General features: G+C 40.7%; 15 protein-coding genes. 9 read left to right on the top strand and 6 right to left on the bottom strand.

The window, feature by feature from the left end; all coding sequences use genetic code 11:
* The first annotated feature begins 51 nt into the window (after window positions 1-51).
* The 3 genes from NC799_RS07795 to NC799_RS07785 all read left to right on the top strand — a co-directional run bounded on the left by NC799_RS07795 (window position 52) and on the right by NC799_RS07785 (window position 4,378).
* Complete coding sequence (locus NC799_RS07795; protein ID WP_272445843.1) at window positions 52-1,776, top strand: phospho-sugar mutase; 1,725 nt, start codon at window positions 52-54, stop codon at window positions 1,774-1,776.
* A 439-nt stretch (window positions 1,777-2,215) separates the two neighbouring features.
* The gene (locus NC799_RS07790) at window positions 2,216-3,013 is read left to right on the top strand and encodes a TerC family protein (RefSeq protein WP_272445842.1); all 798 of its coding nucleotides are present in this window, start codon (window positions 2,216-2,218) and stop codon (window positions 3,011-3,013) included.
* A gap of 123 nt (window positions 3,014-3,136) precedes the next feature.
* The gene (locus tag NC799_RS07785) at window positions 3,137-4,378 is read left to right on the top strand and encodes an aminopeptidase (RefSeq protein ID WP_417006671.1); all 1,242 of its coding nucleotides are present in this window, start codon (window positions 3,137-3,139) and stop codon (window positions 4,376-4,378) included.
* A gap of 97 nt (window positions 4,379-4,475) precedes the next feature.
* Here NC799_RS07785 and NC799_RS07780 read toward each other — a convergent pair whose 3' ends face one another.
* Complete coding sequence (locus NC799_RS07780; protein WP_272445840.1) at window positions 4,476-6,290, bottom strand: DNA ligase D; 1,815 nt, start codon at window positions 6,288-6,290, stop codon at window positions 4,476-4,478.
* A 133-nt stretch (window positions 6,291-6,423) separates the two neighbouring features.
* Between NC799_RS07780 and ku the strand changes: the two genes are divergently transcribed.
* The 4 genes from ku (at window position 6,424) to NC799_RS07760 (ending at window position 8,949) form a co-directional block, all read left to right on the top strand.
* Window positions 6,424-7,350, top strand: a complete 927-nt coding sequence (gene ku, locus NC799_RS07775; RefSeq protein ID WP_272445838.1) for a non-homologous end joining protein Ku — start codon at window positions 6,424-6,426, stop codon at window positions 7,348-7,350.
* A gap of 568 nt (window positions 7,351-7,918) precedes the next feature.
* Complete coding sequence (locus NC799_RS07770) at window positions 7,919-8,047, top strand: hypothetical protein (protein ID WP_272445837.1); 129 nt, start codon at window positions 7,919-7,921, stop codon at window positions 8,045-8,047.
* 230 nt (window positions 8,048-8,277) lie between these two features.
* Window positions 8,278-8,562 (top strand): YwdI family protein, encoded by a 285-nt coding sequence (locus tag NC799_RS07765; RefSeq protein ID WP_272445836.1) that lies wholly within the window; start codon window positions 8,278-8,280, stop codon window positions 8,560-8,562.
* Between the two features lie 18 nt (window positions 8,563-8,580).
* Window positions 8,581-8,949, top strand: a complete 369-nt coding sequence (locus NC799_RS07760; RefSeq protein WP_272445835.1) for a DUF423 domain-containing protein — start codon at window positions 8,581-8,583, stop codon at window positions 8,947-8,949.
* Here the strand turns inward: NC799_RS07760 and NC799_RS07755 are convergent.
* From NC799_RS07755 to hemQ, 4 genes are all read right to left on the bottom strand, one after another.
* A complete protein-coding gene (locus tag NC799_RS07755; protein ID WP_272445834.1) occupies window positions 8,942-9,190 on the bottom strand; it encodes a hypothetical protein in 249 nt (82 codons plus the stop codon). The two genes, NC799_RS07760 and NC799_RS07755, sit on opposite strands and share 8 nt — an antisense overlap.
* A 186-nt stretch (window positions 9,191-9,376) precedes the next feature.
* Entirely contained in the window at window positions 9,377-9,928 is a 552-nt protein-coding gene (gerQ, locus tag NC799_RS07750) for a spore coat protein GerQ (protein WP_272445833.1), read from the bottom strand.
* A gap of 132 nt (window positions 9,929-10,060) precedes the next feature.
* Window positions 10,061-10,483, bottom strand: coding sequence for a cell wall hydrolase (locus NC799_RS07745; RefSeq protein WP_272445832.1), 423 nt, complete (start codon window positions 10,481-10,483; stop codon window positions 10,061-10,063).
* A 292-nt stretch (window positions 10,484-10,775) separates the two neighbouring features.
* The gene (hemQ, locus tag NC799_RS07740; protein ID WP_272445831.1) at window positions 10,776-11,522 is read right to left on the bottom strand and encodes a hydrogen peroxide-dependent heme synthase; all 747 of its coding nucleotides are present in this window, start codon (window positions 11,520-11,522) and stop codon (window positions 10,776-10,778) included.
* Between the two features lie 378 nt (window positions 11,523-11,900).
* On the opposite strand from hemQ, the gene pta reads away from it, so the two are divergent.
* Together pta and menC are read left to right on the top strand one after the other, a co-directional pair.
* Entirely contained in the window at window positions 11,901-12,872 is a 972-nt protein-coding gene (gene pta / locus NC799_RS07735) for a phosphate acetyltransferase (protein ID WP_272445830.1), read from the top strand.
* A 170-nt stretch (window positions 12,873-13,042) separates the two neighbouring features.
* Window positions 13,043-14,158: an o-succinylbenzoate synthase gene (gene menC / locus NC799_RS07730; protein WP_272445829.1), complete on the top strand. Its 1,116-nt coding sequence runs from the start codon at window positions 13,043-13,045 to the stop codon at window positions 14,156-14,158.
* A gap of 46 nt (window positions 14,159-14,204) precedes the next feature.
* On the opposite strand, the gene NC799_RS07725 is transcribed toward menC, so the two are convergent.
* Window positions 14,205-15,050 (bottom strand): lipoate--protein ligase family protein, encoded by an 846-nt coding sequence (locus tag NC799_RS07725; protein ID WP_272445828.1) that lies wholly within the window; start codon window positions 15,048-15,050, stop codon window positions 14,205-14,207.
* Window positions 15,051-15,097 lie beyond the last annotated feature (47 nt).

The following is a 15,097-nucleotide window of genomic DNA, read 5'->3' as shown; positions in this document are numbered from 1 at the left end:
AGTTGTGATAAAATTTTTAGCATAATGTGGATAAATAAAGGAGGAAATTAATTGAACTGGAAGGATACATATCAAAAGTGGGCAAATTTTTCTGAACTAGATGTAAACTTATCTGAGCAGCTAAAGCAAATGGTTCATTCTGAAAAAGAACTTGAGGATGCTTTTTATAAACAATTGAGCTTTGGAACTGGTGGAATGAGGGGGATTCTTGGTCCTGGTACGAACCGAATGAATGTTTATACCGTAAGAAAAGCTGTTGAAGGATTAGCCAATTATTTGGAAGGAAATGTAGCTGGCTATCAAAGCCGTGGTGTTGCTGTATCGTATGATTCTAGGTATATGTCGAAAGAATTTGCAATCGAGACTGCCAAGGTATTAGCCGCGCATAACATTAAGACATACATTGTGGAAACGCTTAGACCAACGCCACTTTTGTCCTTTGCCGTTAGACATCTAGGTGCAGCGGCAGGGGTGATGATTACAGCCAGTCATAATCCACCAGAATATAACGGTTTTAAAGTATATAATGAAGATGGCGGTCAGCTCCCTCTTGCACAAGCAGAAGCGGTTATTTCCAAGGTGAATGCGGTTTCCAATGAGCTGACTGTAGCGGTTGAAAATCAAACACAAATTGAAAAAAGTGGTTTGCTTGAATGGGTTGGTGAGGAAGTCGATAATGCCTACCTTGATAAGCTGAAAACAATTTCAGTCCGAAAAGCAGATGGGCAAATAAAGTCTGATTTGAACATTGTTTTCACCCCATTACACGGAACGGCCTATCACTTAGTCATGTTAGGGTTAAAGCAATTAGGCTTTACAAGCGTTCACGTGGTGGAAGAACAAGCCGTGCCAGACCCTGAATTTTCAACGGTTACATCACCGAATCCCGAGGAGCATCAAGCGTTCACAATGGCCATTGAAAAAGGACTTAAGACGGATGCTGATATTTTATTCGGAACAGACCCAGACGCTGACCGGTTAGGTGTTGCTGTCAAAGATGGTAAAGGTTCGTATCAAGTGTTAAGTGGGAATCAACTGGGTACATTAATGTTTGATTATTTGATGCGCCATACACCTGTTGAAAAACGGAATAACGGCCGATTAATTAAAACGATTGTTACTTCGGAAATGGGCCGGGCGGTTGCGAGCCACTACGGAGTGGAGACGATTGATACATTAACGGGCTTTAAGTTTATCGGGGAAAAAATCAAGCAATTTGAAACGACGGATGAACTTTTCTTATTTGGCTATGAAGAAAGTTACGGATATTTAATCGGTGATTTTGTAAGAGATAAGGATGCGGTTCAAGCAGCCATGGTTGCGTGTGAAATGGCCCAATATTGGAAAAAACAAGGCAAGACGCTGCTCGATGCTCTCGAAACGCTGTATGAAGAACATGGCTTTTTTATTGAGCAAATGGATTCTTTAACGTTAAAAGGGAAGGATGGCGCTGAGCAAATTCAAGCAATTATGAAGGATATTCGCGCCAATCCTATCAAGCAATTTGGTGAGCTAAACGTTGTTGCGGTCGAGGATTACAAAACGAGTGAGCGTACAGTCATTGCAACAAGTGAAGTTGAAGCGATCGAGTTACCGAAAGAAAATGTATTAAAATTCATTTTAGAGAAAAATAGCTGGGTGTGCTTGCGACCGTCTGGAACCGAGCCGAAAATAAAAAGTTATTATGGTGTTTGTAGTCAGTCAAAAGAAGAAAGCCAAGCATTAGTAAAGCAACTCACAGGTACGATGCAAAGCCGAATTAACTCAAGTCACTAATCCGATTGTGTAATTGTTTATTCAAACTTTGCTGTGGGGTAAGTAAATGATATCTTAAGAGAAAAATCCGAGAGCGGTCTAGCAGGGCGCGACTTGCGCTTTTGTTAGTATAAGCAAATTGGGGCGGGGGACACTAGGTTTGTCTTACTCTGATAGTCGATTAGGTAAAAGGTCTCCCTATAAATTAATTGACAAATAACACTGGAATTATTATGATAAGTATATAAGAAAAGGGGAGTAGCTGGACAATATAAGTCGTCATTTCGAGAGTAATCTCCGGCTTAATTGGCAACTCAAACGTTGTTAGCGAGACCTTTACCACCAGCGGTAAAGGTCTATTTTTATGGTCTTTTACCAAAGGTGAAAGACCATATTTTTATTGCAGTTAAACTTGGTCTAGTTTTTATAAATTTTTATGAACAGAGGAGTGAAGGATAGTATGGATGTACAAATTTTGTTCGAATATGGGTGGGTACTGCTCGTCTTAATCGCATTAGAAGGGCTTTTGTCTGCAGATAATGCACTTGTATTAGCAATTATGGCAAAGCATCTGCCGGAAGAACAGCAAAAGAAAGCATTAAATATGGGATTACTAATGGCGTTTGTCTTCCGGGTCGGTTCGTTATTTATCATTTCGTTTTTATACCAAGTCTGGCAAGTACAGGCAATAGGTGCAGCCTACTTAATTTTTATCGCTTTAAAGCATTTAATGAAGTCAGACCACGAAGAGAAAGAAGTAAAGAATAAAAGTTACCGCGCCACGATTGCTTCGATTGCATTTGCCGATATTGCGTTTGCTGTTGATTCCATTTTAGCTGCAGTAGCATTAGTGATTGCATTGCCAGAGACAGGTTTAGGTCAAATTGGTGGCATGGATGCAGCTAAATTTGTTGTCATAGTATTAGCAGGTATTGCAGGGTTACTAGTTATCCGATTCGCTGCTGCACTTTTTGTCAAATTGTTGAAAGAGCGCCCAAGCCTTGAAAAAGCTGCATTCGTTATTGTTGGTTGGGTTGGGGTTAAATTAACGGTGAATGTGCTAGCGCATAAAGATATTGGTATTCTGCCCTATGAATTCGCCCATTCTGTCTGGTGGAAGCTGTTTTTCTACGGCGTATTAATCGCAATCGTTTTGGTTGGCTGGTTTACTTCCGGTGGCAAAAAAGGAGACCAGGCTGATGGCCAAGTAGAAGAACTGACTAAAGTGTTAAAGGATAATAAAGGGGAAAATAATTAAAAATTTTAACATAAAGTGGTTTCCAATACTGGACTACTAATAAATAATGAAAATAGCATGGATGATTACTCAATCAAATCCATGCGAGTCCAAGTTGAAGGTTAGAAAAAGGAGATGTCAAACATGGTTAGTCAAAGTTTATTGGAAAAGTATGCGCAATTAGCAATTAAGACAGGAGTCAATTTGCAAAAAGGCCAAGGCTTGATCTTGAACACACCAGTTGAAGCTGCCGAATTTGCCCGGCTCGTTGTAAAAGAAGCATATGCTGCCGGCGCGAAGAATGTCCATGTTGAATGGAATGATGGAACAATGACATATCAAAAGATGAAACATGCTGCAATGGATGTGCTAGAAAATTTTCCGGAATGGCGGGTGCAAGGCTTAGAGGATATGGTGAAAGACGGGTATAGTCTCCTTACGATTTACGGGGAAGACCCTGATTTGTTAAAAGGGGTAGAACAAGAACGTATTTCAGCAGTGAATAAGGCGAGTGCAGCAGCATTAAGTGAATACCGCGACTACATAATGAATGATAAAATCACCTGGTCGATTGTTGGTTATCCGGTAAAAGCATGGGCAGAAAAGGTTTTCCCAGACCTTCTGGGCGAAGAGGCAAAGGAGAAGTTATGGCAGGAAATATTCCGGATTTGTCGTGTCGATCAAGAAAACCCTGTCGAAGCGTGGAAACAACATAACGAGACATTGCGACAAGCACGTAACTATTTAAATAAAAAGCAATATAAATCGCTTATTTATCAAGCGGAAGGAACAGATTTGACAATCGATCTGGTTGAAGGCCATATTTGGCACGGTGGCTCAACAACATCCGTTGCGGGAACAGAGTTTAACCCAAACATGCCTACAGAAGAAGTATTTACGATGCCTGATAAATATGGGGTAAACGGAACTGTAACAAGTACAAAACCGTTAAGCTATGGTGGGAATTTAATTGAAAATTTCACCTTAACGTTTAAAGATGGAAAAGTAGTTGATTTTTCTGCTGAAAAAGGGGCAGAAGCGTTACAGAACATGCTCGATACCGATGAAGATGGGGCAAGAAGATTAGGTGAAGTTGCACTAGTACCACATCAGTCACCAATTTCTCAGTCCAATATTATTTTCTTTAACACACTTTTTGATGAAAATGCATCGTGCCACTTAGCATTAGGCAAGGCATATCCGACCAATATTGCGAATGGTCCTGAAATGAATAAAACAGAAATGGATAAGCATGGTGTTAACGACAGTTTAATTCATGAAGATTTTATGATTGGCTCAGCAATGTTAACGATTGATGGAATTACGAAGGATGGGAAAAAAGAGGAAATTTTTCGAGATGGAAACTGGGCAATAACATTTGAATAAGCGTAAAACTTGGGGGGCAGTGATTAAATCATGCCCCCCTTTAGTTTTTTTTGGAGCTGTCTAGCTTAACGTATGCTAAGCCCGCCTTGCGCTTTTGTTATGTTTCACTTAAGAACTGTTTTACTACAGATAAGTCTTGTGTGTCTCTTGCTTCCTCGTAACTTGAGAAGGGGCAGCCTTGGTCTTTCACCCGTGCAACAACATTGTTTACGGTAAATGCTGTGGGTGTTAAGTTGCTCGTTACTTCTTCCCAAAAAAGTGGTGTCGAGACAGTAGCTTCTTTTGTCTTTCTTGGTGAATAAGGGGCAATCAATGTTTTGTCTTTGCCATGCTGAATATAATCGATGTACAACCGGTTATTTCGATTCTTTTTAAGACGCTCTGTTGTAAAAAGGTCAGGATGCTGCTTCTCAAGTAAAAAGGCTATGCTTTGTGTAAATGCGGCCGTTTCCTCGTAAGTCATACTTTGCTTTTGAATCGGGACGTAAACCTGCATCCCTTTGTTGCCGGAAGTTTTAACGAACGATTTTAGCTTAAATTGATCTAGCATGGTTTTTAATAACGTTGCTGCATAGACAGCGACATCAAAGTCATCAATGCTTGCCGGGTCTAAATCAAACACAATTTCGTTTGGGATAGATTCACCCATGAGTTGGAAGGGAACGTGATATTCGATTGCACCATGGTTAGCAAGCCAAACGAGGGCATCTATACTTCCGGCGTGCAGTAAGATTTCCTCCCCTTGCTTCATCCCCCCAACATAGTCAGGCCCGTAATCTGGTAGATGCTTCTGGTAAAAAAATTCACCATTGACCCCGTCAGGACAACGAATCACAGTCAGCGCCTTATTCCGTGTAAAAGGAACCATGTACGGAGCAATTTGCCTAATGTACCGTAGCAAATCTCCTTTTGTCGTACCTGATTCTGGCCAAAAAATTTTTGCTTGCTTTGTTAACGTAATCGTTGCTGGAAATTGGGATAAACTATCCTTTACTAGTTTCACCGTACATGCTTCTGGTTCAAGGTCGAAACGGAATTGTTTAAATTGTGGTTCACGGAACTCCCCTTCACTAAATCCTAAACAATGGATATCAACACAAATGGCTGGGGGAAGGTGGATGGTGTTGCCGGATTTTATTCCTTTTGTATGGAGTAATTGTTTTATTGTTGTAAGCGCTTCTCCTTCTAAACCATGTTTAAATTTGCCAACGGTGACAAGCTTATCCTTGCCGTAAACAGCTACAGAGAAATACCCATTTTCCTGGTGATAGCTTGTTAAAATACCACTTATGACACGCCAATTTTTTATTTTAAACCAATCGCCATGTGTTTTGCCTTCCGTGTAGTTACTGTCTAACCTTTTCGCAACTATCCCCTCACCGAGATGATCAAAAAGTGTTTGCCAAATCTCGTCTGCTTTACTATCTTCTGCGACAAATCCTAACCGGTGGTACCAACTGATGGTTAAATCTAAATGTAATGCACAAAACGTTTCTTTCAACTTGTTTTTCCGTTGTTGATACGGCAGATTCACAAGTGATTTTCCCATTATTTGAAGTATGTCAAAGCATAAAAAGTGGGCTGGCCGGCGAGTGGCGGCACGTGTAATTTTCTCAGCAGATTTAAACCGGCCACGCTGTTGCAAGTGTTCGAAATTGGCTTGAAATTTTGTATTAAGAATGACAATTTCTCCATCAAATTGAAGCGGAAGAAGCTCGATTACTTCGTCGCTTTTTTGTTGACAATAGGCAATAATCTCAGGGAAGTTATTCGTTAAATCTTTTCCGTTCCTACTTATCAATGTTATCGAGTGCTGATCCCAGTGTAAACGAGCACGAAAACCATCATATTTAACCTCGTAACACCACTCTTTTCCTTTAGGAATTGCTTCACTCGGTTTTGGTTGCATCATAAGCTAAACACCTCTCTTCTTAGTTTTCACCGCTAGTCGAGAGTTATACTCGTAGGAGCGAGTCTGCAATGTTTAGAGCAAAGGATAAAAAGTAAAAAAGCCGCCAAACTAAGCGAAAAGGAGGATAAGACGAATGCACACAATGTGGAAAGGTACGATAAGCTTCGGCTTAGTCAACATTCCAGTCAAATTGCATGCAGCAACCGAGAATAAAGATGTGAAGCTGCGTCAATTACATGATGAATGTCAATCCCCAATCAAATATGAAAAAGTTTGTCCTGTCTGTGACCGAGAAGTAAAACAAGAAGAAATTGTCCGCGCATATGAGTATGCTAAAAATAAATTTGTCGTATTATCTGATGAAGACTTGGCTGAAATCCAACAAGAACATGGGGAAAAAGCAGTGGAAATTGTTGACTTTGTTCAGTTGGAAGAAATCGATCCAATTTATTTTGAAAAAAGCTACTATATGTCACCAAATGAGGGTGGTGCGAAAGCCTATACGTTACTAAGGGAGGCCCTACAAGAAACGGGCAAGATAGGGGTAGCTCGAATGATGATTCGTTCAAAAGAACAATTAGCGGCCATTCGTGTTTATCGTAACACACTCGTTGCGGAAACAATCCACTACCCTGATGAAGTTCGCGATGTCAAAGATGTTCCGAACGTTCCAGCTGAAACAGACATTCCGGAAAAAGAGCTAGCAACGGCCAAAATGTTAATTGATCAACTATCAACTGAATTTGACCCGGAAAAGTATCAAGATCAATACCGTGTTCAATTATTAGAATTAATTGAAGCAAAGAAAAACAATGAAGAGGTAACGACGGCTAAAGATAAAACAGCTCCAACGAACGTAACAAATCTTATGGAGGCATTAGAAGCGTCTTTAGACCGCGCAAAGCAAGAAGCACCAGAAAAAGCAGCGACCAAAAAGAAAACAATCATTAAGAAAGATACGAACGATGTTGCTGAAGTGCAAGAAGAAAAGTCAACGAAAAAACTTACGAAACCAAAAAGTCCGGTTAAAAAGAAAAAAGAGACAAAAAAGAAAGCGTAACAAGTCTGTTATTATTATGGGGGCAATAAACCGTCCCCATCTACTTTTCAAGGGTGGGCAAGGCGCGACTTTCGCTTTTGTTACAAGATAAGAAACCACCTACCATCTATAATGAAAAAAGGATAGCCTTTCCGGTAAACGGTAACAAACCCCGATATACATGCCCGAGCGAGCGCATCCAACGGTTAAACGACTTTTCTTAAAAACAACCCTCTAAAACAACTCGCTGATCACGAAGAGTATACTACTGTCTAGCTTTGTGCAGTGACCTATATATTGACTGAATTTTTAAGTTTTTTTCTACATATTGATTTGAAAAATTAATTAGTTAAAAATACTAAAAAAAAGGTTTAATATTTTATCCATGTGGGTATATCGTTCACAGAATTACTTGTAAAAATAACCAATTTTTTTAAATTATATAAGCAAAATTCACTAGGTAAAATGAAACAATTTCTGTGTCTGTTTACACTTTTGATTGATTGGTTGGAACGGTTAAGTTTAAAATGAAATTGTATAGTAAGCGTTTTAATGGGATGCGTTTGCTAGAACTTAGGGGGATTATGTCATGGAAAACTTCACTTCTTTTGTGAAAAGTATTGAAGAAAAGCTAAATCGAACAGTAGACGAAAAAGAATGGGACTTTTTAGTCTGGCTCTATGAACAGCATAGAGAAGAACAGAAATTAAAAGCATAATCATAAAGGAATTTAATACATATACAAATGGCATCTGATACTATCACAAAGGCACCCTTGACTTGTGGTAGTTTTTTAGATGCCATTTTTAATAAGCATTTAATCGATGCTATCTAATTTTCCTGTTCACACTTGAACACTCCTAAGTAAAAACATTATGATAGGGTAGGTAATAGTCATAACCAATTTTTAGTAACCATCAAAATCAATTTGCTCGGGAGGTGACAATGATGGCTATTAGTTATGAAGCAGTCTTACGGAAAATGAAAAAAGAGATAGACGAGGCCCTTTCACAAGCAGGAAAAGAAGTGACGGTACGAGAGCGTGTCCGAGCAGTGAAATTGCTTTGTGATTTAGTTTTAGAGGAAGAAGGACAAGGGGTAGGGAAGACGGAATCAGAAGTAGGCAAGGACAAAATCGAATTACGTGCTATGATGGGGGACGTTGGTTTAGCAAAACCAAAATCCACAAGTAAAGACGAAGAGGCAAATGGAGATTCAATCTTTGATTTTTAATTAAATGGGGGAAGTATAATGAAATTTTTTTTGTTAGTTGCCGTTATTAACGGCTTTCTTGCTGTTGCGTTAGGTGCATTTGGGGCGCATGGGCTAGATGGGAAAATACCAGAAAAGGCGTTAAAAGCTTGGGAGAAGGCTGTTAATTACCAGATGTTTCATACGGTCGCATTATTTATCATTGGTTTATTGTTAACGAAATACCAAGGGACTAACTTTGCCACAGCTGGCTGGTTTTTCTTAGCTGGAATCATTCTGTTTTCCGGTAGTTTATATATTTATGCCCCGACAGGGATCAAAACCTTTGCGATGATTACACCGCTCGGCGGCGTGGCCTTTTTAATCGGCTGGGTTGTGTTGGGGTATGCGATAATGAAATTTATTTAAAGTAAATAAAACTAACAAAGATAATGATGATAATCGCTCGAAGTAATTGTTGGCCAAACAAGTATGTCCTGCCTCTCTTCAGCTCAACCAATGCCTCAAAGAGGAAACTTAGTGCTAAGAAAATACATGTTAACAGGGCAAGAAACAAATGTTGATAAGCGAGTGCCAAGACACCAACGAACACAGTAACGACGATCATGAATAACTGTAATTGTGCAAATTTTTTATAGGGATGTCGCATCGTCAAACCTCCTTCTTTTAGGATTAGAGGCAACCTAGAAAAGCGGAAGCGCCTTGGTCAGACCTCGAGGGGCTAGGCGCCGAAGCTAGACAGCTCTTGGATTTTTTTATACTTCTTATCTTTGATTAAAGCACGTTTAAGGATAAAAGAACCCTTGCCGCATTTACAGCAAGGGTTCACTACGAATTATCTTGGAGGGTAAGCTGCTAAGCCTGGAGCACCATAAGGATATTCGTAATTTAATTCCTCATCAAAAGTGACGTAATCTAAATAAACCATTAATAATAAGTAACGTCTTCCTGTCTCTGGATCACTCAGAATAATATGATCCCGACCAGCAGCTTCCAGTACTCCTTTAAAAATCTTTGCATTCCAACGATCGTTGTTTTCAAAGGTCATGTATACTGTTGCGACCTTGCCTTTGTTTAGACGTAGTATGTTTTCAATGTAAGATTCCTCTGTCGGCAACATACCTGGAACTTCTGAAACTGGTGCTTGAGGGGCATTTGGTACTTGTGGAAATTGCCCTCCGGCTTGATAGCCATATGGTACTTGTTGATAATATGGATTGTAACCATATCCTGGATAATAGCCTGCACCGCCAACTTGATCTACCCCTGGGACTGGATTATAGCCTGCTCCAGCAACGGGTTCTGCTCCTGGTACACCTTGAGCACCAGGGGTGTAGCCTGGATAATACCCTTGTTGTGGTTGGTTGCGATTTTCTTCATTACTCATGTTCGAAACCTCTCCTTTCATGGTTGTAAAAGCTAGTATTTTATAACTTCCACACATGGGGAATAACTTTTTACTAGACACCCTTAAAATGTAAAGCTCCCCACAGTGGCAGTTCCAGCTACTAATGGTAACTTAATATACTCTTGGACATTCTGATTCTGTTGGATTAAAGAAACAGTGAGATTTATAGCGACCAGAATTCCATTGTCCAAACCACTGGGCAGGACAGCTCCCTTCCGGCCGGAAAAACCAAAGTGAATTACTAGCAGGGTTCTGTTTCTGTCCATTAATCACCTTGCGTGCTAAGTCGATGTCTTGTTTTCTCGCACGTTGGTAAAAGTAACCTTTCTGGGTTGCTTCAAATCCGCCTGGGCTTTGAAACACCATTTCCCTGAGATTCCTAATCTTTGTGAAATCGGAGCAGTCTCCAAGAACCCTGTTCACACCAACGTTACCAACCATCAGCATGCCTAGTTCGCCATCCCCTTCAGCTTCAGCCCTCATTAGACGAGCAAGCAATTTTACATCTTCCTCCGTATGCTGTATAACGGCCATGTTGTCACCTCTCTTGGAAAGCAAGATGGAGAGCTATGTGCTAATAAGCGCACATATTCTAATACCTATAGGTATGCATCCTAATCGAAAAGATGATAAATATTATAAAATTTATTGGGAAAAGTTTGGCTAGGTAGTGTTATAGCATCAATATGGGTATTTAGATAGAAATATTCCTTGAAAGTCGAGAAAGTAATTTGAAGAAGATTCGGTTTAAGAAACACTTTGGGAAAACAAAATAGAAAAAAACCGCATGGAAGGGGCACAATCCATACGGTTAACCTATTATTTCTTATACGTGCAAAAAGGAAGGGATATTATCTTTCAAAAGGACATTTCCTACATAAAACGCACCGAATTCAGCGTAGCGAGCACTGACTTCATCAAAGCGCATTTCGTAGACTAGTTTTTTTAAATCAAGCACATCATGTGCAAACAGCGTAACGCTCCACTCCCAATCATCAAAGCCCATTGAGCCAGTAATGATTTGGCGAACTTTTCCGGCATATTTCCGTCCGGTCAACCCGTGTTCATACATTAACTTTCTACGGTCGTCCATCGGTAGCATGTACCAGTTATCGTTACCTTCGCGACGCTTGTCCATTGGGTAAAAACACATATGTTCCCACTTTGGTAACCGTGGCTTTAGTCTAGCTTTAACACTTGGGCTTTCTTCAGGATTTTCGCCTTCCTTTGCCATATACTTAGACAGCTCGACAACGGAAACGTAGGAGTATGTAGGAGCCGTGAATTCAGCTAATTTGGATTTGTTAAATTCTAATTCAATTTCAGCAAGTTCCTTCATCGTTGGGCGTAATATCATCAAAAACAAATCAGCTTTATGCCCTAAAATCGAGTAAACGGAGTGACTACCATTCCTTGCTTCTTCTACACCTTCCCACTTTTCGACTAGATCTTGAAACTCAGATATTGCTGCTTGTCTTTCTGAATCGGTTGCTTGTTTCCAAGCGGTCCAATTTATCGTGCGTAGGTCGTGTAAACAATACCAACCATCCATTGTTTCTACTGCTTCTGGCATCTTAAATTCGCTCCTTTGTGTGTCGGTTCCTATTTACGGTTGTTTTTAATATAACATATTTAGGGAAAGATAATCACAGGTGATGAAATAAAGCAGTTTATCCCTTCTACATGGCGAGAACACTAGGCCTGCCTTACTTTTCTGCTAATTATGCAAGACCTGTAAAATAGTTCAAATTATAAATTGTCAAGATTCCGACAAACTTTTTAAGACATGACTAGTTACTGGAAATCTTGTCATAACAAGGGTAACGGAAACTTGATGAAGCATCATACTTAGACGTTTTAATGTAAGTGAAAAAATGTGCAATCTATCACTTTCATTATTACACAAAAAGTCGTATCATATAGTACAGAAATGATTTGGAGGGAATAAAACATGAGCGATTTATTTGATAAATTAAAAGACCAATTAAAGGATAATGCTAGACGTATTGTATTCCCAGAAGGTTTAGATGAACGTATTTTAACAGCTGCAAGTGCATTGGGTGCAGAGGGAATTTTAGTACCTGTACTAATTGGAAAAGAAGAAGAAGTACAACAGAAAGCGCGAGAAGTTGGCGTTGATATCGTTAACACAGAAATTATCGACCCACAAAGCTACAGCGAGTTTGATGAAATGGTAACGAGCTTTGTAGAGCGTCGAAAAGGCAAGACATCTGAGGAAGACGCGCGCAAGCTTTTACTAGACGAAAATTACTTCGGGACGATGTTAGTATATATGGATAAAGCAGACGGGCTAGTAAGTGGTGCAACGCATTCTACAGCAGACACTGTACGTCCTGCATTACAAATCATTAAAACAAAGCCTGGAATGAAGAAGACTTCTGGTGTATTTATTATGGTCCGCGACGAGGAAAAGTACGTGTTTGCTGATTGTGCTATCAATATTGCTCCTAACAGTCAAGACTTAGCAGAGATCGCGCTTGCTAGTGCTGAAACAGCTAAACTGTTCGATATCGACCCTAGAGTGGCGATGCTTAGTTTTTCAACAAAAGGGTCTGCTCAATCTGAAGAAACAGAAAAGGTGTCAAACGCGGTTGCCATTGCTAAAGAAGCAAATCCAGACCTAGTCCTCGATGGAGAATTCCAGTTCGATGCGGCCTTTGTACCATCAGTTGCACAAAAGAAAGCCCCGGATTCTGTTATTCAAGGGGATGCGAATATATTTGTTTTCCCAGGACTTGAGGCAGGTAACATTGGGTATAAAATCGCCCAGCGTTTAGGGAACTTCGATGCGGTCGGTCCCATTTTACAAGGGTTAAACAAGCCGGTAAACGATCTGTCGCGTGGTTGTAACTCTGACGATGTGTTTAATCTAGCAATAATCACAGCTGCCCAATCTTTATAAGGTGACAGCTTAACAGAGCTCAGGGGGTCACCCCTTGAGCTCTTTCACTTCAGTCATAGCAGGTGAATGGAGCCAGAGAGCAAGGTGAAATGTCACTATCAAAAACATTACGCGCCATATTTACTTATTAGCAATGCGCTCGGTAAAATGAGGGTGATTGGAGGGACGTTATGATTTTAATTAAGCAAGTAATTTTACATCGATTAAACATGGAATTAAAGCAGCCGTTCACGACTAACTTGGCAAGCTTTCGTAACAAAGATTTTTTTATAATTGAAGTAGTCGATGAAAGTGGCGAGCGAGGCTTTGGGGAAACGGCTTCATTTCCTACACCTTGGTACACCGAGGAAACGGTCGAGACGAATAAACATGTACTCGAAGCGTTTCTTATCCCGCTTGTGTTAGACGTACCACTAGACCATCCAGACCAAGTCGCAGCGAAATTTGAAGTAGTGCGACGAAATAACATGGCGAAAGCAGCATTAGAAGGCGCTATTTGGGACGTTTTTGCCAAAAAACAAGGAATACCACTTGCTACAGCGCTTGGTGGTACCAAAAAAGCGGTTGATGTTGGGGTTAGTATCGGCATTCAGCCATCGATGAATGAGTTGTTCGATACCATTGCTTATCATGTGGAAGAGGGTTATAAGCGAGTGAAATTAAAAATTAAGCCGGGCTTTGATGTCGAGATGCTCGCAGCAGTTCGACGCGCGTTTCCAACTGTCCCAATTATGGCCGATGCAAATTCAGCTTACCGGTTACATGACCTGCCTCGCCTAAAAGAACTCGATGCGTTTAACCTACAAATGATTGAACAGCCACTCGGCCATGATGATTTTATCGACCATGCAACATTGCAAAGTCAGCTTGACACACCGATCTGTTTAGACGAAAGCATCCACACGTTTTCCGATGTCCGGACAGCACTCACTTTAGGGAGTTGTAGCATTATCAATATGAAAGTCGCGCGTGTTGGTGGTATTACCGAAGCAAAAAAAATCCATGACTACTGCAAAAGCAACGATGTGCCAGTATGGTGCGGTGGAATGCTTGAGGCGGGAATTGGTCGTGCTCATAGTATCGCGCTTGCGACGTTACCGCAATTTCGCTTGCCGGGCGATACGTCTGCATCAAATCGCTACTTTGATAAAGATATTATCGAACCTAAAGTTACGCTTGAGAATGGACAAGTAGTCATTCCGGACCGACCTGGGATTGGCTATGAAATTGATTGGCGGGCGCTTGAGAATTACCGAATTGAAAAAAGTGTGATTGGAAAGTCTTAAGAAGAGCAAAGGGCTATCCAGGAGTTAAGTAACTCCTGGATAGCCCCTAGCCCTTCGGGGTCATAAGTCCGAGGGCTTTTTTGTTTCGTTCGATCATTTGTATTTTGCGTTTTTCAAAATCAACCAACTCTTGACCGTGCAAACGAGCGGTATCAATAGGATAGTCTGTTAATGAGTCTAGAATGCGCTTTTTTACATCGTTGACGGACAGCTTGACACCAACTAACTGCGATAAAGATTGCATTGTATTCGGTTCAATTGTAGGATAGTTAAACACACCAGCCTCACCTCGCAACCCCTGTTCGTAAAAGGCTTGAATGACCTTTGCTCGCCAAGCGCCATCCCCTTCGACACAAAGATAGATTTGTACCGCAATTCCATTTTTGACGCGGCGTTGAGAGATTCCAGCAAATTTTTTCCCATCAATACTTAAATCATAGTCACCAGGACAGTATGAACCGACAATCTCAAATGCTTCAATCCGGTCAGTCAGGTCACGGAAAAGCTCCTGGACATAATGAACCATCGCTTCATACCCTGTTCGAATTGCTACCTTTTTCACGTCAGGTAGGATAAACGATAGATTAAGAACACCGGTATCGAGCACCACGGCAAGGCCACCGGAATTACGGACGACTGTATTATAACCGAGGGTGTGTAATAGCTTAACGGCGTCGTCAACGTAAGGAAGCTTCGCATCAGGGATTCCGAGCACGATTGTTTTGTCGTGGACCCAAAGCCGCATTGCAGGGGCAGATTGTCCTGAACCAACCGAAATAGCAAGCGCGTCGTCTGATGCAAAGGATTCCATCGCAGAAGATAGTTGGGTTGGGTCACTATCATCAATATATCGAATGTGAGATTTATTAAAAAAGTTTTTCCAATCGCTCATTGTCTGTACTCCTTCATTTTGTGGCGCTTCTCATTATACCAGAGAAG

This window comes from Aquibacillus salsiterrae, assembly GCF_028416595.1.
In the GTDB taxonomy this organism is placed as follows: Bacteria; Bacillota; Bacilli; order Bacillales; family Amphibacillaceae; genus Aquibacillus_A; species Aquibacillus_A salsiterrae.
The sequence above is the reverse complement of the archived record's forward strand: the minus strand, read 5'-3'. Positions and strand labels throughout refer to the sequence as shown.